The sequence below is a fragment of the bacterium genome (assembly GCA_021108215.1).
In the GTDB taxonomy this organism is placed as follows: Bacteria; Oederibacteriota; JAAXVQ01; order JAAXVQ01; family JAUVAV01; genus JAIORK01.
This window is the reverse complement of sequence record JAIORK010000006.1, coordinates 1-21,289: the sequence shown is the minus strand read 5'-3', so window position 1 is coordinate 21,289 and position 21,289 is coordinate 1. Positions and strand designations below refer to the sequence as shown.

Annotated in this window: 18 protein-coding genes; 12 read left to right on the top strand and 6 right to left on the bottom strand. The window is 47.9% G+C overall.

The annotated features are described in order from the left end of the window. Positions 1–10 precede the first annotated feature (10 nt). The 3 genes from gltB (at position 11) to K8S19_01140 (ending at position 6,842) form a co-directional block, all read left to right on the top strand. Positions 11–4,627: a glutamate synthase large subunit gene (gene gltB, locus K8S19_01150; GenBank protein ID MCD4812292.1), complete on the top strand. Its 4,617-nt coding sequence runs from the start codon at positions 11–13 to the stop codon at positions 4,625–4,627. Between the two features lie 177 nt (positions 4,628–4,804). Further along, on the top strand, positions 4,805–6,265 hold the full coding sequence (locus tag K8S19_01145; GenBank protein ID MCD4812291.1) for a glutamate synthase subunit beta: 1,461 nt from the start codon (positions 4,805–4,807) through the stop codon (positions 6,263–6,265). Between the two features lie 61 nt (positions 6,266–6,326). Further along, positions 6,327–6,842 carry an NTPase gene (locus tag K8S19_01140; protein MCD4812290.1) on the top strand — a complete coding sequence of 172 codons (516 nt, stop codon included), beginning with the start codon at positions 6,327–6,329 and terminating at the stop codon, positions 6,840–6,842. Between the two features lie 40 nt (positions 6,843–6,882). On the opposite strand, the gene K8S19_01135 is transcribed toward K8S19_01140, so the two are convergent. After that, positions 6,883–8,394: a FapA family protein gene (locus K8S19_01135; GenBank protein ID MCD4812289.1), complete on the bottom strand. Its 1,512-nt coding sequence runs from the start codon at positions 8,392–8,394 to the stop codon at positions 6,883–6,885. A 248-nt stretch (positions 8,395–8,642) separates the two neighbouring features. On the opposite strand from K8S19_01135, the gene K8S19_01130 reads away from it, so the two are divergent. Next, on the top strand, positions 8,643–9,062 hold the full coding sequence (locus tag K8S19_01130) for a hypothetical protein (protein MCD4812288.1): 420 nt from the start codon (positions 8,643–8,645) through the stop codon (positions 9,060–9,062). 76 nt (positions 9,063–9,138) lie between these two features. Here K8S19_01130 and K8S19_01125 read toward each other — a convergent pair whose 3' ends face one another. Then, complete coding sequence (locus K8S19_01125; GenBank protein ID MCD4812287.1) at positions 9,139–10,434, bottom strand: T9SS type A sorting domain-containing protein; 1,296 nt, start codon at positions 10,432–10,434, stop codon at positions 9,139–9,141. Positions 10,435–10,587: 153 nt separating this feature from the next. Here K8S19_01125 and K8S19_01120 point away from each other — a divergent pair, with 153 nt between their 5' ends. Genes K8S19_01120 through K8S19_01105 form a run of 4 tightly spaced genes read left to right on the top strand, consistent with a single transcriptional unit; the run spans position 10,588 to position 13,281 of the window. Beyond that, positions 10,588–11,394, top strand: coding sequence for an LEA type 2 family protein (locus K8S19_01120; protein ID MCD4812286.1), 807 nt, complete (start codon positions 10,588–10,590; stop codon positions 11,392–11,394). A gap of 22 nt (positions 11,395–11,416) precedes the next feature. Continuing rightward, positions 11,417–12,028, top strand: coding sequence for a hypothetical protein (locus tag K8S19_01115; GenBank protein ID MCD4812285.1), 612 nt, complete (start codon positions 11,417–11,419; stop codon positions 12,026–12,028). 2 nt (positions 12,029–12,030) lie between these two features. After that, entirely contained in the window at positions 12,031–12,471 is a 441-nt protein-coding gene (locus K8S19_01110; GenBank protein MCD4812284.1) for a DnaJ domain-containing protein, read from the top strand. Between the two features lie 57 nt (positions 12,472–12,528). Continuing rightward, the gene (locus K8S19_01105; GenBank protein MCD4812283.1) at positions 12,529–13,281 is read left to right on the top strand and encodes a hypothetical protein; all 753 of its coding nucleotides are present in this window, start codon (positions 12,529–12,531) and stop codon (positions 13,279–13,281) included. Here the strand turns inward: K8S19_01105 and K8S19_01100 are convergent. Further along, positions 13,260–13,433 (bottom strand): hypothetical protein, encoded by a 174-nt coding sequence (locus K8S19_01100; GenBank protein MCD4812282.1) that lies wholly within the window; start codon positions 13,431–13,433, stop codon positions 13,260–13,262. The two genes, K8S19_01105 and K8S19_01100, sit on opposite strands and share 22 nt — an antisense overlap. A gap of 168 nt (positions 13,434–13,601) precedes the next feature. Here K8S19_01100 and K8S19_01095 point away from each other — a divergent pair, with 168 nt between their 5' ends. From K8S19_01095 to K8S19_01085, 3 genes are all read left to right on the top strand, one after another. Continuing rightward, a complete protein-coding gene (locus K8S19_01095; protein MCD4812281.1) occupies positions 13,602–14,438 on the top strand; it encodes a thermonuclease family protein in 837 nt (278 codons plus the stop codon). A gap of 26 nt (positions 14,439–14,464) precedes the next feature. Continuing rightward, positions 14,465–16,048: a cupin domain-containing protein gene (locus K8S19_01090; GenBank protein MCD4812280.1), complete on the top strand. Its 1,584-nt coding sequence runs from the start codon at positions 14,465–14,467 to the stop codon at positions 16,046–16,048. Positions 16,049–16,117: 69 nt separating this feature from the next. Beyond that, positions 16,118–16,945, top strand: a complete 828-nt coding sequence (locus tag K8S19_01085; GenBank protein ID MCD4812279.1) for a hypothetical protein — start codon at positions 16,118–16,120, stop codon at positions 16,943–16,945. A 3-nt stretch (positions 16,946–16,948) separates the two neighbouring features. Here the strand turns inward: K8S19_01085 and K8S19_01080 are convergent, their stop codons facing one another. Together K8S19_01080 and K8S19_01075 are read right to left on the bottom strand one after the other, a co-directional pair. Continuing rightward, positions 16,949–17,713, bottom strand: coding sequence for a hypothetical protein (locus tag K8S19_01080; protein MCD4812278.1), 765 nt, complete (start codon positions 17,711–17,713; stop codon positions 16,949–16,951). Positions 17,714–17,799: 86 nt separating this feature from the next. Further along, entirely contained in the window at positions 17,800–19,497 is a 1,698-nt protein-coding gene (locus K8S19_01075) for a glycoside hydrolase family 99-like domain-containing protein (protein MCD4812277.1), read from the bottom strand. Between the two features lie 86 nt (positions 19,498–19,583). On the opposite strand from K8S19_01075, the gene K8S19_01070 reads away from it, so the two are divergent. Beyond that, positions 19,584–20,132: a nucleotidyltransferase gene (locus tag K8S19_01070; GenBank protein MCD4812276.1), complete on the top strand. Its 549-nt coding sequence runs from the start codon at positions 19,584–19,586 to the stop codon at positions 20,130–20,132. Positions 20,133–20,374: 242 nt separating this feature from the next. Here K8S19_01070 and K8S19_01065 read toward each other — a convergent pair whose 3' ends face one another. Further along, positions 20,375–21,133: a hypothetical protein gene (locus K8S19_01065; protein ID MCD4812275.1), complete on the bottom strand. Its 759-nt coding sequence runs from the start codon at positions 21,131–21,133 to the stop codon at positions 20,375–20,377. Positions 21,134–21,289 lie beyond the last annotated feature (156 nt).

Below are 21,289 nucleotides of genomic sequence, written 5' to 3'. Positions count from 1 at the left end.
GGTTAGGCAGATGTCGAAAAAAGATTTCTCCAGGTTCACGAATTTTACCGGCCTCAATGCGGCCGGGGTTCCTCAGGCAAGCGGTCTTTATGATCCGCAAAATGAACATGACAGTTGCGGGATCGGGTTTATTGCTCATTTGGACGGCAAGCCGCGCCACAGTATTGTTCAGGATGCTGTGAAGATTCTGATTAATTTGGAACATCGCGGCGCACTGGGTGGTGATGATGCGACCGGAGATGGTGCCGGCTTATTACTGGATATGCCGGATGCGTTTTTGCAGAAGGCTTGCAAAGAGAAAAAAATCAGCTTACCGCAAAAAGGTGCGTACGGTGTGGGGATGTTCTTTTTACCCCAGGACAATAAACTGCGGGAAAAATGTACTGGTACGTTTGAGAAAATTGTTGTCGCCGAGGGCTGTCAGCTTCTGGGATGGCGTGATGTGCCGGTCATGACTGCGGGATTAGGTGAATTCAGCCTTTCGACCCTTCCGGTCGTGCGGCAATGTTTTGTGACTGCCGGTGAAAATCCTGCGGACAAGCTGGGAATTAAACTTTTTGTGCTGCGCCGCTTGATTGAAAAAGCGGTGGGTGCTTTTGTGGATGGAGATTACAGTCAGTTCTATGTCTGTAGTTTTTCGAGCACCACGGTAAATTACAAGGGGATGTTGACCGGGAATCAGCTGGCAACTTTTTACCCGGATATCAATGATTCGGAGTTCGCAAGTGCTTTTGCTTTGGTGCATCAGCGTTTTTCCACCAACACGCTGCCGATGTGGAGTCTGGCGCAGCCCTTTCGCTATCTTGCCCACAACGGCGAGATCAATACATTGCGGGGAAATATTAACCGGATGCGTGCCCGGGAAGCCATTATGGAATCCGAGTTGCTTGGGGAAGAACTGGAAAAGCTAAAGCCTTTTATCAGTGAGCACGGCAGCGATTCAGCAGCACTGGATAATGCATTGGAAATTTTGGTCGCCGGTGGTCGATCACTGCCTCATGCCATTATGATGATGGTTCCCGAAGCGTTTGGTGTGAAGTATCACATGAGTCAGGATAAACGCGCTTTCTATCAGTATCATGCCGCTGTGATGGAGCCTTGGGACGGTCCGGCCGGTCTGGTATTTTCGGACGGCCGGTATATCGGAGGGACGCTGGATCGTAACGGGCTTCGTCCCAACCGCTATACCGTGACAAAGGATGGTTTGATTGTGGCCGGCTCTGAGACCGGTGTGCTGGATTTTCCGCCGGAGCGCATACAGTTTAATGGCCGGCTGCAACCGGGGAAAATATTTTTGGTTGATTTGCAGGAACACCGGATTATTCCGGATAAGGAAATTAAAGCCAAAATTGCCCGGCAGAAACCTTATCGCAAATGGGTTAAAGAAAATCAGATTGAATTGCGGGGTTTGTTTGCCCCGGCCAAAGCGCCCAAGCCGGATGTGGGAAAATTACGTGTTCAACAGCATGCGTTTGGATATACAGAAGAAGATTTGAAAATGATCCTCACGCCCATGGCATCCAATGGTCAGGAACCCACCGGTTCCATGGGGACGGACGCGCCCTTGGCAGTGCTTTCCAATCAACCGCAACTTCTTTATAATTATTTTCATCAGTTGTTCGCACAGGTGACCAATCCTCCGATTGATCCTTTGCGGGAAGAATTGGTCATGTCGTTGATGAGCATGCTCGGCAGGGAGCGCAATGTGCTCGCCGAAGGCCCGGAAAATTGCCGGATGCTTAAATTGCAGCATCCGATTTTAACCACTGCGGATATGTCACGTATTCGCGGCGCCCAGCATTCGGATATTAAGACCGTGGATATTGAGATGCTCTTTCCGGTGAGTGCAGGCGGTTTGGGTTTGGAAAAAGCCTTGCAGGAGATATTCAAACAGGCGGAAAAAGCAATCAAAACCGGGGCCACTATTTTAATTCTCACGGATATTAATATGAATAAGGATTTCGCACCGATTCCGGCATTGTTGGCCGCATCGGGGTTGCATCATCATCTTATTCGTAAGGGATTGCGGACCCAGGCAGGTATTGTGGTTGAGACCGGTGAAGCCCGGGAGGTTATACACTTTGCGCAATTGATCGGGTTTGGGACCAACGCGATTTGTCCGTACGTGGCATTTGCTTCAGTGCGTGAATTGGCTGAGACCCAGTATCTGGATAAAGCCAAGACGCCGGATGAGGCCATGGATGCTTATATCACAGCAGTGAAAAAAGGGCTGCTGAAGACATTTAGCCGCATGGGGATCTCCACCATCCGGAGTTTTTTCGGTTCTCAAATTTTTGAGGCAGTCGGGTTGAACCGCAAAGTAATCGATAAATATTTTGCCTATACAGCGTCGCGCGTCTCCGGTATGGGGATCAAGGAATTGGCGGAGGAGACAGTGCGTCGTTTTCGTCGCGGCTATCCGGAAAAGGGTGCGGTCACACCGGTGTTGCATTCCGGCGGGGAGTATCATTTGCGGGTCAATGGTGAGCGGCATCTTTGGACACCGGAATCTGTCAGCACACTGCAGCGAGCGACACACGAAAATGATTATGCTGGATTCAAAAAATATACTGCCATGATTAATGATCAGGCGGCCGGGCATGTAACCTTACGCAGTTTTTTTGAATTCAACAAAAAAAATGCGATACCGATTGACGAGGTCGAATCAATTGCCTCGATCACACCGCGTTTCGTGACTGCGGCCATGTCCTACGGCTCGATTAGCAAGGAAGCGCATGAAGACATCGCGATAGCGCTCAACCGTATCGGAGGGCGGAGCAATTCCGGTGAAGGCGGCGAGGACCCGGTGCGTTTTATTCCATTGCCCAACGGTGACAGCAAGTGTTCGCGCATCAAACAGGTTGCCTCCGGGCGTTTTGGGGTCACCGCCCATTATCTTTCGAATGCCGATGAAATTCAGATTAAGATGGCGCAAGGCGCCAAACCGGGTGAGGGGGGGCAATTGCCCGGACACAAGGTGAGCAAAGAGATTGCCCGTGTTCGGCATACCACGCCGGGTGTGACCTTGATCTCACCGCCGCCGCACCATGATATTTACTCCATTGAGGATTTGGCACAATTGATCTTTGATCTTAAAAATTCAAATCCCGCAGCCAAAGTTTCGGTCAAGCTGGTTTCCGAAGTGGGTGTGGGCACCATTGCATCCGGTGTTGCCAAAGCCAAGGCGGACACGGTGTTGATTTCAGGATTTGACGGCGGAACCGGCGCATCACCCATGACATCAATCAAACATGCGGGTTTGCCCTGGGAATTAGGTTTGGCGGAAACACAACAATCATTAATTGCCAATCGTTTGCGTGACCGTATCCGGGTCCAGACCGACGGGCAGATAAAAACCGGACGTGATTTGGCGATTGCTGTTTTGCTGGGTGCGGATGAATATGGATTCGGTACCACTGTACTGGTAACGCTGGGTTGTATCATGATGCGGAAATGTCATCTGAACAACTGTCCGGTCGGTGTGGCGACCCAGCGGGAAGAACTGCGGGCACGGTATACCGGAAAACCGGAATATCCGGAACGTTTTTTTAAATTTATGGCCCAGGAGTTGCGCGAGATTATGGCAGCCATGGGATTTAGGACTGTGGATGAAATGATCGGGCGCAGCGATATGCTCAGGTTTGTTCCGGATAAAAAACACTGGAAAGCAGCCGGGCTTGATTTTTCAGATATGCTTAAGTATGTCCAGAGCGATACCCTGCATTGCACCGGGAGCCAGGACCATCAGTTGGAAAAATGTTTGGACAATGTGCTGATTGCCCGGGCAAAACCTGCATTGGAGCGCGGAGAAAAAGTGATTATTTCCCTGCCGATTAAAAATATAAATCGTACCGTTGGGACGACCCTCAGTCATGAACTTACGAAGCGATATGGAGAAGCAGGGCTGCCGGAAGACCGGATCGAGGTTCGCTTTAAAGGTTCGGCCGGCCAAAGTTTGGGTGCTTTTTTAGCGCCGGGAATAACGCTTAAAGTTTCCGGAGATGCCAATGATTATCTGGGCAAAGGGCTTTCCGGCGGGAAAATTATTGTTGCGCCGGATGCAGGTTCGACAATTGTACCGCATGAAAACATGAGCGTCGGCAATGTTGTGCTTTACGGCGCGACGGCAGGTGAGGTCTATATCAATGGGATTGCAGCCGAGCGTTTTTGTGTCCGCAATAGCGGTGCCCGGGCGGTGGTGGAAGGTGTGGGTGACCATGGGTGCGAATACATGACCGGTGGTGTGGTGGTTGTCCTGGGTTCGACCGGGGTTAATTTTGCCGCCGGGATGAGCGGCGGCGTGGCTTATGTTTATGATGAAAATGAATTGTTTGATACTAAGTGTAATTTGGATATGGTGGATCTGGAAAGTGTTGTTCATGCAGCGGACATTCTTGCGTTGAAGATGTTGATTGAAAAGCATTATGACTATACCCGGAGTACACGCGCCAAATTTATTCTGGATAACTGGCAGACCCAGCTGCCGATGTTTGTGAAGGTTATGCCGATTGATTATAAGCGGGTGCTGGAGCGTATGGCGCAGGAAGAAGCGATGGATACCGATTCGGTTTCGGCAACAGAAGAAGTCTATGCTGCGGGCAAGGTGCTGGAAGAATTGATTAAATAAATATTTCACCGCAGAGACGCAGAGGACACAGAGGGGAAAACGGATAAAAATAAAAGCATTATAAAGAACGTATGGATTATAATTTTTTTGTTTTAAATCCCTGATTTTTTATTTTTCTCTGCGTGCTCCGTGTCTCAGCGGTGAATGAATTTGTTTTTTAGTGGAGGGTTTTTTATAATGGCAAAACCAACCGGGTTTTTAGATTATGCACGGAAGAATCCGCCCAAACGCAAGGTGAAAGACCGGGTGAAGGATTTCAGGGAAATTGAGCAGAGGCTGGGTCAAGCTGAGCTGGAGATCCAGGCGGCGCGCTGCATGGACTGCGGAGTTCCTTCCTGTCATGCCTATGGCTGTCCGTTGAGTAATTTGATTCCTGATTGGAATGACATGATTTATAAAAAACAATGGCGCAAGGCATTGGACCTTTTGCATGCAACCAATAATTTTCCCGAGTTTACCGGACGCGTTTGTCCGGCTCCGTGTGAACCGGCCTGTACGCTGGCCATCAATCAAGACCCTGTAACAATCCGTCAAATTGAACTCCAGATTGTTGAACGCGGATGGGAGCAGGGCTGGATTCAACCGCAAAAGCCGGAAAAGAAAACCGGCAAGAAAGTGGCGATTGTTGGTTCCGGGCCGGCCGGCATGGCAGCGGCGCAGCAGTTGGCCCGGGCGGGTCATGCGGTGACATTGTTTGAAAAAGCCGACCGAATTGGCGGGTATCTGCGCTATGGAATCCCGGATTACAAGTTGGAGAAATCTGTGATTGACCGGCGGATGGCGCAGATGAGGGATGAAGGTGTGGTTTTTAAAGCCGGAACGAATGCAGGTAAAACAATTAAGGCGGATACGCTGAAAAAAAACTTTGATGCAATTTTAATTACCATCGGTGCCGGGGAACCACGCGATCTTCCTGTTTCGGGCCGTAACTTGAAAGGGGTCCATTTTGCATTGGAATTTTTAACTCAGCAAAACAAGCGCACTGCCGGGGATAAAATTTCCGTTAAACAGATGATTCACGCCAAGGGGAAACATGTTGTAGTGGTTGGCGGCGGGGATACCGGTGCGGATTGCATTGGCACAAGTATTCGTCAAGGTGCGAAAAAGGTTATTCAGCTAGAGCTACTCTCGCAACCACCTAAAAACAGTAATCCTGCGACACCCTGGCCCGCCTGGCCGGTGATTCATCGTATCGCAACTTCACACGAAGAAGGCTGCGACCGGATGTGGGATATTCAGACAAAGTCGCTGGAGGGTGACAAGGGACAACTGAAAGTGTTGAAAGCGGCAAAATTAAAATGGACTTTTCCCGAAAACAACCGACCGGCTTGCGAAGAAATATCCGGGTCTGGATTTGATTTAAAAGCGGATTTGGTGTTCCTGGCGATGGGATTTATCCATCCTGAACACGGTGCGCTGGTCAAAGATTTAAAGGTGAAGCTGGACGGGCGCGGAAATATTGCGGTAGACGACATATTGATGACATCACAAAAGGGTGTCTTTGCAGCCGGGGATGCTGAAACCGGCGCTTCGTTGGTCGTGCGCGCAATTAACCGGGGGCGTTTGGCTGCGGCCGGTGTGGATGCTTACTTGTCGAAGCTGCGTAAACCGGTAAAAAAACTTAAAACGAAAAAATGAAATTGCAGGGCTGCGATAAAATTAATCCCTGCGTCATGGGTCATTAAATCCGAGGATACGTATGGAACCAACCAATATCATTCTCATCGGTCCGCCACAGTCGGGAAAAACAACGCTCATTAAAAAAATAATTCATGCCTCGGAAAAACCATTGAAGGGATTTTGGACCGAGGAAGTCCGGGAAAAAGGGCATCGTATTGGATTCGAAATTCATACCCTGCACGGTCTTAAGGAAATGTTTGCGCATGTGGGATTTCAAAGCGACTGTCATGTCGGTAAATATGCGGTCGATATCAGCCGGTTTGAAGCTGTGGCACTTCAGGCGATTGAAAAGGAACATGCCGAACAGGTCATTGTGATTGATGAAATTGGGAAGATGGAATGCCATTCGGATAAATTTTGTCAAGCCCTGTTACATACGTTGGATCTTCCACACAAAGTTTTGGCGACCATTGCCCGGCACGGGTCGCTGTTTATGGAGGAAATCAAGGAACGTGAGGACGTGATTTTGGTGCCGGTGAATGTCCACAACCGGGATGGGTTGGTTGAAGAGGTATGTGCCCGGTTGATTGGATGATAAATGCATATATTTCGTTGGAACGGTTTGCAGAGTATTTTTACGCTGCGCTGGATTCATCATCCGCCGGGGTACTGATATCCGCCGGATTGACATCGGGTTTCAGAGTACGCGCGTTGATGGCAAGCGGAGACAGTGACAGGTAGGCCATGGATTGATCCTGGGCGGCAATCACTGAAAAGGGACCTGTTTTTTCTTCTTTGATATCTTCCTGGGTACAGTCCAATGTGAAGTGGGTCCCGGCGTGTATTTTTTCTGTAATGTTTATTTTTGGGTTGGCTTTTTTCTGTGAAGTTTTTCGGATGTGCTGTAAGGATTCCTGCGTTGTGCGTTTTTTTTGATCCAGTTTTTTCAGGAATTGGAGTGCGGTTTCGTGCCGGGTTTGAAGATCTTCGGGAAGTGTCGCAATATCGATATCTCCAAATTCGTGTTCGAATTTTTTTTCTGCGTGTTGGTGTTTGTTTTTGACTTCTCGGATCTGGTTTTTAAGGGAGACGATATCGTTGAGGAAATGAAAATTATCACCGCAGGTAATGAAGGTTTTGACCCCGAGCTCAGTACCGATTTGTGCCGCTTCCAATCCGCCGAGTGCGGTATAACTGCCGCCGACAATGCGTCCGCCAACGGTGAGGGTTCCATTGCAAGCCAGAACACAATTGACCGCTTCTTTGGTAATCTGGACATCCCCTTCGCATTCAACCTGCACATTGCATAAGTAAGCGGCTTTTAGATTTCCGCCGCAGTGAATAACGCCCTCGCCCTCACGGGAAGACATGCCGCCCAAGGTGATGTCGCCGTCTGAATCGATACGGGAATTAGAGACGTTGCCGGCAATTTGCAGACCTTTTTTTGCCCTGACATGAAATCCTTCCAGTACGTCACAGCGAATTTGTACAAAACCTACAAAATCAATATGGCCGATCTTGAAATCCACGTCTTTTTCAACAACGAGTTCTTCGGTGACTTGGAGTGTGTTGAATTTAAGCATGACGCGTCCGTTTTTGTTGGCAGTGAAAAGACTGTGGGTATCATCACAATCAATTCCTTGTCCTGCATGGATACTGCATTTTTTAACTTTCGAAATCTGGATTTTATCCCCGAGCACGGTGATGCCTTCCTCGCCGGGTTGGGGGGGAATTAGTTTGCCGATGGTTTGCCCGGTGATAACATTTTCAAAAAGATTGGTTTCATGAAAGTCAATCCGTCCATTGCGGCTTTCATCATATTCCGGCACAATGGAAAAAGGTTTGATGGCATAATCGAAACATCCGTCCTGACCGCCAATCGATTGTTTTCCGCTGGCAACCAAGCTGTTCTGGACGGGTTTGCCGCTATTCGCGTGCTCGCAAATTGTTTTTAAGCTGTCTTCGTCAATTCCATAAACAATTTTTTTTGATAATAAAATTTCTTTCAGATGATCAGGGGTTAACCGATAGTGATGCTTTAAAATACGCGCGGACATAAAGCATTGGGTGTTTTGACGCGCCAGTCGGATGAGGACTTCCTCGTCCTGGCTGTCTGCGTGTGAGAGTCTTAGATATCCTTCGTCCATGTTGTCCCTCGTAAAATGACTTTAGTAAGTAACGGCAATTTTTATGAAAACACGAGTCCGGAATAACAGGGAGGGGGCCTGAAATTTTAGTGCTGGATTTATGAGCGGCGTTATTTTAAGATTGGAGAAATTAGGTAAGGTTTCGAAAAATTATTTTTTTTACCAAAAATCATGCGAAAAACTTTTTTTACATTACAGATGCTGTTGTAATCGTTATAATATAAAAAAATAAGACGGATGTGGAAAAAATGATTCGAAAAGACGGTCACATTTTTTATATGGATCCAAATCTTTCGACGCTGAAGGATCAAATTTACCTTCTCAAAAGCGCCAAGTATCATGTTGTGGCGGCACAGACGCTTATCAATGTTGCGGAGGTGATTCGCAATGAGGAGAAGATGGCATTGGCTGTCGTGGACTTGAAAGCCGGACCGCTTCCGGGCAATGTTGCGCCGGCTGAAATTCATCATGTGCTGGTCACGCCCTTGCGGGAAAAATTTCCTAATATACCCATGTTGTTTATTGTCGGCGCTCAGGAAGGTGAACTTATACATGAAATAAAAATGATTCCCAATTGCGACATGATTCATCCGCCGTATGAACCTACCTATCTCCTGTATATGATTAAGACCGGTCTGGCCGGGGGCTATCTGTTGTCTAATTTATAAAATTAAAATTGCGGCTTTCTCTTGTGCGGAGAAGACAGGTGTGTTTGATCTGAACCAATGCAGGCGCAGTATGTGATTACCGCTTTACAATAACGATTTTTTCGAAATCCCGTTTTTCGATTTTGCCGGTAGGGTAATTGAGGGTGACACGGTAAAAATAGATACCGGGAGCGACTGCGGCAATATCCCAGGTGTGCCTGAATTCGCCCGCAGTGTTACGTGCCAGGGTGATGGTTTTTATTTTTTCTCCCACCAAATTCATGATCTCGATGGTGATGTTGGCCGGTTCATCAATTTGAAAATAGAAATAGAGCGTATCGTCTGTGGCGGGTTGCGGATAAGGGAAGATGGATTTGATGGCATGAATTGTTCGGGTGCTCGTATGTGTGGCGGTCACGTCCGGTGTGTGTGTGCGGGTGGGTGAATGTGTGGCAGTCACGGTAATTGTGGCTGAGATGGTAGGTGAGGGTGTGATGGTTGCAGTCGGTGTACACGTGCCGCTGGGTGTTGCGGTCGGGGAAATTGTACGTGTGGGAGAGACAGTCTGCGTGGGTGTGTCGGTATGTGTGCCGAGTGGTGTGGCGGTTTGGGTGGCTGTCTGTGTCACTGTTGGGGTGGCATCGGCACTGTGCGTGAAATTTTGCAGGACTTCAGGTGCCGATAGTGCACGGGAATAAACCGCGACCAGGTGCAAATCGCCGAACCAGCGCCGGTCATCCAGGGAAAGCTCGTTGGCAGATGCAAACTGATAACTATTATTCCAATTGGAAAAATTACCGCTGATGGAGGTGGTGCTGACAGATACACTGTCGACATAAATTGTCACCGCACCTGTGTTATCGCGGGTGCAAACGATATGGGTCAGATTGGCTGAAAGGGCTCCAAGGTTGGAATAAAAAGTGGGTACTCCATTATTGTTTGTGTCGGTTGTGCGGAGCCTGAATGCCACTTGGGATTCGTTTTGTCCCAGCGTGAAATTGCGCGCGCCGCCATCCAGGGAAAAAGTCATGATCCGGGCAGGACCTTCCTGGGTAATATTTTGCGGATTGACCCAGGCTTCCAGCGAGATCTCATTGGAAGCGGTACAGGCGGTATATAATTTTGTAGCCGCCTGGGTCGAAGCGATCACGGTACATGTATTCACCGAAAGCCCGCCTACGATCCAGCTGGTGGCTGTTGGAGTATTGTCGATCAGATCAAGCGCAGGCATGACCCCGGAGGTATCATGGATAATATCACCGCTATTTTCTTCAAATGTGTATAGCACGACCAGTCCGCTGGTAACCCGTTCTGCCTGGGCAGGGGTGATGAAAAGAAAAGCGAGGGATAGGCTGACGAAAAGAATACCCGGCATTGCAGGAACACCACGCATGGAAAACTCCTTGGTTGAATGAGATTGACCTAGTATACAAAGATACGCATCATCCGGGAAGACAAAAATAATTTTGGGTGCGCCATGATCCCGGCTTGCGTGCGGACATGATATTTGATATAAAAGATTATTGCCGGGTAAAAGGAGACTTTGATGAAAAAGATGATGTGGATGGGATTGGCGCTGGTGATGGTTGTTTCGGGGTGTGCACATTTGCAATCCTTGATTGAACCACCTCAGGTGCGTGTGCTGTCTGTAAAACCGGTTTTTATAACACCACAAAATATTGGGTTTCGTGCAAAAATCAGTGTGACCAACCGTGTCCCGATTCGTATTCCTTTGAAAAAACTTGAATTTACAGTGGGGGTGAATGGCAGGCACTTTACTTCGGGTGCCGTGGAAACAATCGAAGCGGTCGGGGGAAGTGCTGCGCAGGTGGTTGAGGTTCCTTTTCAAATTAATTTTTCTGATTTAACCGCATTGGTTGTGCAGGTGCAAAAAGCGGAAAAAATGCATTTGGAGTTTAACGGCCGGCTTCATTTGGGAGGTCAGTTTTCTTTTCCGGCGGTGCCGTTTTCTTTTAAGGTGGTCCTGCCAATACCCCGGCTGCCGAGTGTGACTTTTGGCGGGTTTAAATTAATGCATCAGGAAAAAAATGTTGGCTTGAAAATCAGGGTGAAAAATCCCAACACCTTTCCGCTGGCCATGAGCAAGATTGGTGTGCAAGCTACGATTGCCGGTCAGTCCTATACGTTGGCGGCATTAAAAGATAAGCCAGTGATTGCGGCCAATGCCGAAGGGGAGATTTGGTTGAAAATTGGGGATTCTGTAGGAAAGACGCTAAGTTTGTTCACTCAAATGCTGCTTAATCGTAATCCGCAGGTGTCTTTTTCAGGTGAACTGGAGAGCGAGACTCCTTTTGGCAAGCTGGCGATACCGATAGGGATAAGCAGTCGATGAATGCGTTAACGAGGAGGTCAGTATGTGGAAGGTCGTAGTCACGACGGTTGTCTTAGGCGGCATTGCCCTGTTTTTTGCGCTCAGCATTGCCGGGATGTTTGATAAACCTGAAATTCAGGAGCGGGATATCGGACCGTATTCGTTGGTTTTTAAAAAAGTGGAAGGTGAATATCAGCAGGCATCGCTTTATGGCAGTGCGGTGCGCTTGTGGCTTTCCGAAAATGGGATCAAAGGTAAATTGGAGATGGCCATGTTTTTTGATGATCCGCGTCAGACCGATGAGAAATTATTGCGCTATATCATAGGGTGGGTGATTGATGAACCTGACGAGGAAACACGTCAAGCTATTCAGGAACAGTACTTGGTCAGGACCTTTCCCAGGCAGCGGTGTTTGGTGGCGATTTTTCCATATCGTTCCAAACTGACGCCGGTTTTTGGTTTGGCCAAAGTTTATCCGGCACTGGATGCTTACCGCGCAGACAAAGGATATGCCAACCATCCGGTTATCGAGATGCTGGACAAAAAAGAAAAACAGATGATCTATCTTCAACCCCTGGAGCCTGGCGTGGATATGGTTGAAAAATATTATCTCTTTCAGGAAACGCTGGAAATTACAACACCGGTTGTTGAGTAGTCATGGTGTTTTTTAAAAAGTACTTTTGGTTTATTTTGGTGGTCCTCTATTTGATTTGGCCCTGGGACCTGCATCCCACATTGCTGGATGACATGGTTGTCTTTGGGATTTACCTCTCAATTGTTTTGCGGCAGTGGCGAAAAATTTTGAATGCCCGCCATACCACAGAGCAAGGCGGTTCCCGGCGGCAGGAACGAGCAGACTTTCCCGGAGAAGGCGACTTAAAAAAATCATTGACCCTGCAAGGGGCGTATAAACTTTTGCGGGTCGCGCCTTCCGCTTCACGGGATGAACTGCGCCGTGCATACCATGGGCGTGTTGCATCCAACCATCCGGACAAAGTGAGTCATCTCAGTGAGGAATTGCAACAACGGGCGCAGGAGCTTACCCAAAGACTCAATCGCGCCTATGATATGATTCAGCGTCACAAAAGATACAAGTGAGACGATTGCGGCAATTACCCCTATCTGAATTTGTGTACATGCTGGAGGCGGTGGAAGATGGTTGGATATAAACAGGCATATCCACAGGCGGTTGCAATCATCGTAGGTGTGGTTTTTTTGTTGTTGCTGTCGATGGCCGGCGCAGCTCAGGAAATGTCATTCGTAGAGGATGAACAGAAGAAATTGCCCTTGGCCAGCGTAACGGGCATTGTATCCGGCAATCAGATTGAAATTGAAATGGAGAATACTTCACAGCTTGTTCAATTGCATGGTGTTGCGTCTCCGGCGGATGTCAATCCGTTGCGGGAAGGGATTTTTCACCAATCTGCGGTAACTTTTTTAGAAAAATTTATTATGGCCCAAGATGTGCGTGTGGCATTTGTCGGGAAAGCTGAGGGGGATGCTGTTCGGGAGGGATATCTTTACCGCGAAACAGACCGTCTTTTTGTGAATTATACCATCATCCGTTTGGGATTTGGTCATGCGGAGCTAAGCCGGCCTTATCGCTATCAGCGTCTTTTCCGGAATGGAGAACGTGAAGCGCGCCTGGAAGGTGTCGGGCTCTGGGGCATGAAGCCGCCGAAGAAGCGTGAGCTGAAGGGGAGGTCGGGGGATTTACAAGCAGGTTTGCACGATGATGACACGGTTTATTTGACCTTGCTGGATAAGAAATACCACCGTGACTATTGTACGCAATTACGTCAGGGACGTTTTCCGGTCCGGTTTTATCGCGCACGTCAAGCAGGGTATACCCCTTGTACATTGTGTATGCCGGAATCGGAACAAAGTCACCCGGAAACAAAAAGATAAATCAATCCTGCCAGGCCGGCAATTAAAAGTATTAAAAAAATTGTAGATTCGGAAAATTCAATCGTAGTTTTTTTTGGCTCGGTGTAATCAAGGTCGATATAAATCCGTGGTTTGGTCGGATTTGATATTTTCTTTTCTTCCGTGATGACCATGGTTTTCCTCCCGGGGTTATCGAAATTCATGTGTTCATTAGACACCGGCATGCCGGTGAAGGGTTCCCGTGGAAGTTACTCCAGGGAAAAAAGTTTTGCGTTTCGTGCCCCAAAAAGGCTATCATGGAAAGCAATCGGGGAATTTTTTTTAAACTTGGAGGGAATGAAATGGTTTCATTGAGAATACAGCATATTGTTGTCGGGGCGGTTTTGTTGATGATGTTTGGGTGTGCGACGTCGGAAAAAAAAGCGCCGGAACCTAAAATGGCAGGGATGGAAAATACTTTTCGTGCCCGGGTTGATCGTGTGATTGATGTGAATACGATTGTGGTTTCAGCCAACGGCATGGATGAGACGGTTCGCCTGGCGGGGATTAAAAAAACCGGATATGAGCTGCCGAGCGAAAAACGCGATCTCTATAAAAAGCAATGCGCGCAGTTAAATGTTGATGGGACAAACAATACTTTTTGTGCGACGGATTCCATTCGAGGGCCGGGAAAAGACTTGAAACACTTTACCCGAGAAGTGCAAGTCTATCGCGGGGAAAAAGCCAAACAGTTTACCGAACAGATGGTCCGCAATGAACGTGTACTTGTTTATTCGCTGGAGCCCACCCGGGATGCAGAGAAGAATTTGTTGGCTTTGGTTTATCGGGAGTCCGATCAATTGTTTGTGAATTATGCGATTATACGGATGGGTTATGGACTTGTCACTGAAACCCCGCAGTTTGAGCATTTGGCTTCATTTCAAACCGCAGAACAGGCGGCCCAAAGCGAGAAATTGGGATTGTGGGGCGCACCGCTGCCGGAAGATGAAAAGATAGTCGTCAAAGCGGCATCTCCAAGTATATTGTCTGAGGATTATATTGTTTATATTTCCAATCAGGATCGACGTTATCATTTAGAGCATTGTCAAAAATTAGATGAGACCCGCTATCCGGTGCAGTTAAAAGATGCAAAAAAGGGAAAGTATAGACCCTGTCCGGTTTGTTGCCCGGGCAAATAATTTACCGTTAATTTGGAATGGATCAAATGTCTGAAATGATACAGGTTGTTTATGCAATTAAATGTCCGGCGCAAGAAGATATCAGGACGATTTGCCGGGCCATTGCGCGGGAACAAACGGTTGAAGTTCCCAAAGAAGTTGACTTAGATCCGTTCATTGAGGAAAACATTGTCGGTAAACTATTGGAAATAACACCGTTGACACAAAAAAATGGGAGCTATACCGCGGTGATCGGTTATGCTCAGGAAATCACAGCGTATCAGATACCGCAACTGCTCAATGTTTTGTTCGGGAATATTTCTTTGAAAAATTACATTAAAATTATTGATGTTCGTTTTCCGGAAACGTTTCTTGCCAAATTTCATGGGCCCAATTTCGGCATAAAAGGCATTCGGAAACTTTTAGGCGTACAGGGACGACCTCTGGCAGCGACGGCGTTGAAGCCTTTGGGGAGCACACCGAAACAATTGGCAGCGATGGCCGGGGCATTTGCCTTGGGCGGCGGTGATATAGTTAAGGATGATCATGGATTGGCGGACCATGATTTTTGTCCGTTTGAGGAGCGGGTGGAACGATGCCAGACAGCAATTGCCGAGGCCAATGTCCGGACAGGTAAAATGACATTGTATTTTCCCAATGTGTCAGGTGATTTGGAACACATGGAGCAGCAGGTTGCGTTTGCGATTCGTCAGGGTGTTCGTGGTTTGTTGCTCTCCCCATTTTTGATTGGTCCGGATAATTTCAGGTACTTGGCGAAAAAATATCCTCTAATAATGATGGCGCATCCGGCTTTCACGGGCACACATTTTCACGACCCTCATCATGGCATGACACCGGCTGTTTTATTGGGGACGTTGTTTAGGCTTTTTGGGGCGGACATCTCGGTTTTTCCAAATAGCGGAGGCCGCTTTGGATTTACCTCCCAAGAATGTCAGGCAATCAGCGGTGCGCTAAAGCGTCCGCTGGGTGCGATGCCGGCAGCATTGCCGGCACCGGCCGGCGGGATGACATTGGCATCCATTAATACCATGAAGGCGCAATATGGTCAGGATGCGGTTTACTTGATCGGCGGCGCTTTACTTAAACATTCCGATGATCTGGAATCTTCGACCCGGTATTTTTTGGAGACGATTCATCGTGAATTTGATGCACACGAAACCGGACCGGACGCTGGGGTGGCCTCGGCCGGTGAACGGTCTAAAGCAGATACCCAGTCTAAGGTTTTAGAATATCTGAAATGGCAGAGCGGTTTTACCTGGCAGGGACGGGAAACAGAAGACTACAAAACCGATTCGACAACATCTTTTGCAAACATTGTCCGGCAGGAATTGATTGGCAAAAATGGGGAACAGACAAAATTTGATCTCCGTTATTTTCAAATTGAACCGGGCGGATATTCCAGTCTGGAAAAACATATGCACGAACATGTCATTGTCGCTGTGCAAGGCGAGGGCGTACTCCAGCTGCCTGGACAGACTCTTGTGCTCGGCCCGTTTGATGTGGCCTATGTTCCGCCTTTTGCAGTTCATCAATTGCGTAATGAGAGCAAGAGTGCTTTTGGTTTTTTCTGTATTGTTGATCATGAGCGGGACAAACCGGTCAAACCGTAAATGGTTTTACTTCGCGAAGCAGGGATGTTACGGCAGGTACCTGCTTGCGGTGCAGGGAAGGAGTTCGGTATGTTTTTGGTTGTTTTTTCACTGATGCTTTTGGCAGTAACCCTTTTGGTGGTGCTGGGGGGGATGCGGATATTCGATAATCGAAAAGTGGAACAAATATGGACGGTCATTCAAAAGGTTGAAGGGGAGGGGTGTTTTTCCGAACAGTTGATTCAGGAACTCCCGGAAGCGGTTCGAAAATATTTTTTACATGCCATCGCGCCCGGAACGCGGTTGGCGGCATCTGCTGAACTGCAAGTGGAAGGCCGTCTGGCAATGGCAGCCGGAAAAAAAACGATGCCGATGAATGCGGAAGAAATTTTGACCGGGAGGGCGTTTGTCTGGCAGGGGCATGCCGGGCAGGGACTGTGGCACAGGCAGGGTAATGAATTGTATATTGCCGGAACAAGCCGGAAGCTTTGGTGGCGTTTGTTTGCCATGCCCGCCGGGGTGAAACACGGAGCAGACCATGCTCGTTTTGCGGTTGCCCGTGCGGCTTTGGGGAGACTTTGGCTGCCCTCGACCTTGCTCCCGATGTATGGTGTAAAATGGTCTGTGATTCAAGCGGATTTACTCTTGGCGGTTTTTCGGATTGATGATTATTTATTTGAACTTGAAATAAAAATATCCGAAACCGGTGCGGTCTTGTCTGCGCAGTTACAACGTTGGGGTAGCCTGAGCAGTAAACTGCCGCCGGCAGAACATCCGTACGGCATCCTGGGCGTGACGGCTGAGAAAGAATTTTCCGGTTATACCATTCCTGCGAAGATGGAAATTGGATGGATGAAAAAAGATGCAGAACGCAATGGTGTGTATCATCCGGAAATAATAAAAGCGGTTTTTCGATAGGTGTTATAAGCTCGGTAGTTGTGGATTAGGCCGTTCCCATTCTGTGAACTCAATCAGTGTATAAATAATTAATTTTTTTTCCTGGCTCATCCCTTGGTGCTTGAGAAGGATGTTTTTTTCCAGACTGTACCAAAATAAATATTTGTGAGACCAAAATATCGAAGTGCCGCTATCACGGATAGAGAATTCGTATTTTACCGTCAGGTGCTCTTCGTTTTGGAGTGTGATGGTTTCCTGACCGAGATGCTTTAATTGCATTGTTACAGGTCCGACCAGTTTTCGGATTAAAAGCCTCTGGAAGCCGTCCGTGATCCGGCTTAAATTGGATTGGACCAGTCTGAAGGTGAGGGTTTTTTCCGGTTCCGGATGGAACACGCTAAACAGGTAGAAAGTTGCGCCGTTGTTGTCAAAAACCGGTTCGATTAAATCATAGACCGCATCCATTTCTCCCTGGATGAAAATTTTCTTTTTTTTATAATCATAAATTGTTTGCCCGATGCGTTCCCGGTCGGGGTTGAAATAGACGGCACTGACCGGGTGGATACGGTCTTTGAAAACGGTGATATCTTTATCACCAAATTCATTGAAATAGGTGATTTCGACCCGGTTTCCATCATACTCAATGTGCATGGTGATATTTTTTCGGATGTTTTCACATTGATAAAGATAGGTGAAATCCTGGATCTTTACGGCGTGGACTGCATTCGGCGGCAGCCAGCCTGCGGCCAGAATGAAGAGGTAACAATGGAATGCAAGCATGCGTTTCATCGTGGGTCGATCTCCTGATTCAATATCACTGGCGGCTATTATACTATTATCGCGTAGGCGGCAGGAGAATAAAAACAGCAATCATCTCAAGGACGGAAGGTGTGAATGGAGAGTGAAAGGGTGAACGCATTGCAACGGACAGGTTGGCCGGCATTGAGTAAGAAAAAAGTTTTTCCGGGATCAGATGCCAACCGGGAGTGGATCAGATCCATTTCGACGGCTCTGTTTATGCAGGTGTCGTTTAATTTGAAATTTGCAATTTCATGGGCGCTGTCCCAGTGATCACGCGTACCCTGACGGACGGCCAGGAAGTGGTCTCCTTGGTCAAGAAATGAGACCGCTATTCGTCCTTGCCAAAATCCAGGGGGCATTGTTTGCAGGTGCTGGTTTTTTAGCTGTAAGGCGATGCCGTGATTACAGGCATGCAGCGTGAAGTCCGGTTGGGAATTTTCCGGTGACCATTGCCAAACGGTGTTGTGTACTGTAACGTGTTTGTTCAGAGATCTCAGCTGTTGTGTGACTTTCTCCAGCTTCGCGTTGAAGGGCGAGTCGACAAAGCGGCTGAAGTCCTGAGCCGCTTTGTCCAGGCGGGCATGTAAGTCCGTAATGGTTTTTGGGGGCGCGCCCGATGCCAGCAGATAGTTTAGTTGCTTGCGGCAAGTGTAAAGGGATTGCGTTTTTTTTAGCCGGTTGGGATCTAAGCGGCTGTTTTTCCATTGATTGATTTTTTCCTGGGTGGATTCCAATTCCGAATAACCCATTTCGCGGCTGGGTTCAATGATGGTGGATTCAATCCAGTCGTTCCAGGTGACATGTAGAATGGTTTCAGCGTTTGCCGCTTCAGCCATTTCCCAGGTGAATGCAAGCATGCGGCCATTGTCGCGCGGGACATATCGCGCCAGGTCTTCACCCCAAGCCCTGCCCTTGTGATCGTCAAACCCCGGCCAAACCCCGGCCATAAATAGCTTTTGGTGATTTTCAGCAACTGTTTTTTGTACATGAGAATAAAAATGATGCAAATGCTTCCGCTGCGCTGCTTGATCGCCGATCTTATCATAGGGGCTGTTGGGAGGGATTTCGGAACCCAAGGGTAAAATCCAGGGATAGAATCCATCGACAGACTCAATCAGTTCCGGCTGGAAATGCGGTGCCAAAAACAGAGGGTGTTTGTCCTTGAAGGCTTCGCGCAGAGCATTGATTTCCGAGGCGGAAAAGAAAGTATCTTTGACAATCGTCGGAAGGTAATCAGAGGCGCGAATGCCAAAGATTAAAATGAGCGGCCGGTCATTGATGCATGCGCCGGAGACAGCATAGACTTGATCGAAAATAGCGGCGAGACACGTCTTGGCAGCTTCCAGCATACTCACGCGGTCGCGAAGGCCGGGTGTCCGGTTGGTGAAATTAATCGGGATCCAATGAATGCCAATTTTGAAATCATGTTTCCGGGCGATTTGTGCCATGCGGACGACAACTTCGTGGTCCAAGCTGTGATGTGTGTCGTATTCACATAGAAAACCGTCAATGCCGGCGGCTTTGGCAAGCAAGATGTGGTATTCCATAACGATCGGGTCCAGTGTGTCATAAGGACCGATGAGGGGATAAAAGGGCGCAGCAGTTTCTTTACGATCTGAACCAACGGATTCGTAAAGGTCGCCGCTCCATTGTACGTTGTCACCGTTGTAATATCGCCAGTTCCAGGTATGACCGGAAATTTCCCGCGTATGCAGTGATGTGAAGTAATCGGCAAAAATCAGTCGTTTTGACAGAAGGTTGTCTTTCATCATAGTTACCCTTTTTCAAACCGTTTTTTCAGAATTGCGAACCGCTGGAGAATATGATACTTTTATACATCAATGATGTGAGGATACCAATGGATTTTAAAAATATTCTGGGTGATTTGATTGTGGCTTTTGAAAAAGAAAATGTGGATTTTGCACTGATCGGCGGACTCGCCATGGAAACCGTTGGTATTGTTCGGAGCACCCAGGATGTGGATTTGTTGATTTTAGCAGAAAAAGTCCTGATGATAAAAACAACCATGCATCAAAAAGGCTATTCGCTGCTTCACGAGAGTGAAGATGTACTTAATTTCGTCGGAGCTCATTCGCAATCGGGGCGTGTTGATTTTTTGTTGGCACATCGCCGGTATACATTGGCGATGCTTAAAAGGGCAATAAAATATCCGGTGTTTGACGGTGAATTTACGATCAAAGCACTCCGGCCGGAGGATCTTATTGGGCTGAAGGTTCAGGCCAGTTCGAATGATCCGGGGCGATGGTTTCAGGATATGGCGGATGTGCAAATGATCCTGGAGAAACACCGGTCAAAGATGGATATGGATTTGGTCAAGGAATATTTCGAACTGTTTGGCCGAACCGGGGAATTGAATGAGATACTGGAGCGCATTCATCATGCTTGATAAAACAATGAAAAAAGAAATGCTGGAAGATGCCCGAAATATTCAGAGGCGCAACGCGTTTAGGGCGGTTCGCTGCATAAATGCTGTCCCGCAAGGTTCGTTCAATGACTACCTACATTTTTTACATCAGCAAAATGAAATTTTCCCCTCCGAGCCTGTCAGTCGAAAAATCACGCCAACGCATAAAAACCTTTTATAATTTATCAGTGCTTTTTCTGTTTGTGCTGATTGGTGGATGGTTTTTAAAAATAAAATCTAAATGTATAGTGGATGAAGGCACCGCTGTAATCCAACGTAAAATGAGAACCGTCTTGATTGGTCAAGGCTGCGTCCCGGCCTGAAATTTCAGCACGGACTTCCTCAAAACGGGCATGGCGGTAGCCGCCTTCTACGCCCAGCGAAAGCCATTCCCAGATAAAAAAATCAATTCCGGTCATCAGTTTGAAACCGAAGGTTGCGCCTTGGTAATGCAGGTCAGTGGAAGAATACACCCGCCCGGTTACAGTGCCGCGCGACTCGAGTGTCTCGCCGGCACCGGCCAGTCCCAAGGTGGTGACTTCGCCCCCGATTGTTAGCAGCAGCGTGGGTGTCAATGCAAAGGCGGCTTTTGCCAGAAGACCTAATTCTACAGCCGGGACATTAATCTCATAATACTCATCTTGTGGAGGATACAAAGGACCTGCGCCTACTTTCGCCGAGGTATTGGTCGATAGGTAGGAAAATCCAATCCCCAGGACAAGATTGTCGTTGAGTCCGTACTGGAGAGCATTGCCCAAATCCAACCCCAGCGAGAGTGTGCTGAGATTTTCCGAGGGGGTGATGCCCATAAACCCGGATTGTTCATCATTGATCTTGGTGTTCATGTCCTGCATGGCAAAAAAAGCCAGGCCGGGGTTTAAGGAAAGAATAAATTTTCCGCCGAGGGTGTTGGCAGAGACAGGGCTGGAGAAACAGTGAAAGCAGAGACAGAAAAATATTAGGGTTTGACAGGTTTTTTGCATCAGGCGCCTCCGAAAAGGTCTGTGTTCGTGACTATACCGTTTGGAGAATGGCATTGTCAATGGAAAAGGGGAGTATGCGTAAGGGTATAAATAATGTTAAGCCTCCAATCAGGAGGAAAGGTTAGAATGGAGTTGAAGCAATCGGGAAACGAGAGG

Excerpts from the sequence above, each read along its gene's own strand:
- K8S19_01135 (MCD4812289.1), bottom strand. The coding sequence starts at position 8,394 with ATGGACGAAGGATATCTAAGACTCTCACACGCAGACAGCCAGGACGAG.
- K8S19_01130 (MCD4812288.1), top strand. The coding sequence starts at position 8,643 with ATGATTCGAAAAGACGGTCACATTTTTTATATGGATCCAAATCTTTCG.
- K8S19_01095 (MCD4812281.1), top strand. The coding sequence starts at position 13,602 with ATGGTTTCATTGAGAATACAGCATATTGTTGTCGGGGCGGTTTTGTTG.
- K8S19_01065 (MCD4812275.1), bottom strand. The coding sequence starts at position 21,133 with ATGCAAAAAACCTGTCAAACCCTAATATTTTTCTGTCTCTGCTTTCAC.
- K8S19_01090 (MCD4812280.1), top strand. The coding sequence starts at position 14,465 with ATGTCTGAAATGATACAGGTTGTTTATGCAATTAAATGTCCGGCGCAA.
- K8S19_01085 (MCD4812279.1), top strand. The coding sequence starts at position 16,118 with ATGTTTTTGGTTGTTTTTTCACTGATGCTTTTGGCAGTAACCCTTTTG.
- K8S19_01115 (MCD4812285.1), top strand. The coding sequence starts at position 11,417 with ATGTGGAAGGTCGTAGTCACGACGGTTGTCTTAGGCGGCATTGCCCTG.
- K8S19_01080 (MCD4812278.1), bottom strand. The coding sequence starts at position 17,713 with ATGAAACGCATGCTTGCATTCCATTGTTACCTCTTCATTCTGGCCGCA.
- K8S19_01075 (MCD4812277.1), bottom strand. The coding sequence starts at position 19,497 with ATGATGAAAGACAACCTTCTGTCAAAACGACTGATTTTTGCCGATTAC.
- K8S19_01105 (MCD4812283.1), top strand. The coding sequence starts at position 12,529 with ATGGTTGGATATAAACAGGCATATCCACAGGCGGTTGCAATCATCGTA.
- K8S19_01125 (MCD4812287.1), bottom strand. The coding sequence starts at position 10,434 with ATGCGTGGTGTTCCTGCAATGCCGGGTATTCTTTTCGTCAGCCTATCC.
- K8S19_01110 (MCD4812284.1), top strand. The coding sequence starts at position 12,031 with ATGGTGTTTTTTAAAAAGTACTTTTGGTTTATTTTGGTGGTCCTCTAT.
- K8S19_01140 (MCD4812290.1), top strand. The coding sequence starts at position 6,327 with ATGGAACCAACCAATATCATTCTCATCGGTCCGCCACAGTCGGGAAAA.
- gltB (MCD4812292.1), top strand. The coding sequence starts at position 11 with ATGTCGAAAAAAGATTTCTCCAGGTTCACGAATTTTACCGGCCTCAAT.
- K8S19_01070 (MCD4812276.1), top strand. The coding sequence starts at position 19,584 with ATGGATTTTAAAAATATTCTGGGTGATTTGATTGTGGCTTTTGAAAAA.
- K8S19_01145 (MCD4812291.1), top strand. The coding sequence starts at position 4,805 with ATGGCAAAACCAACCGGGTTTTTAGATTATGCACGGAAGAATCCGCCC.
- K8S19_01120 (MCD4812286.1), top strand. The coding sequence starts at position 10,588 with ATGAAAAAGATGATGTGGATGGGATTGGCGCTGGTGATGGTTGTTTCG.
- K8S19_01100 (MCD4812282.1), bottom strand. The coding sequence starts at position 13,433 with ATGGTCATCACGGAAGAAAAGAAAATATCAAATCCGACCAAACCACGG.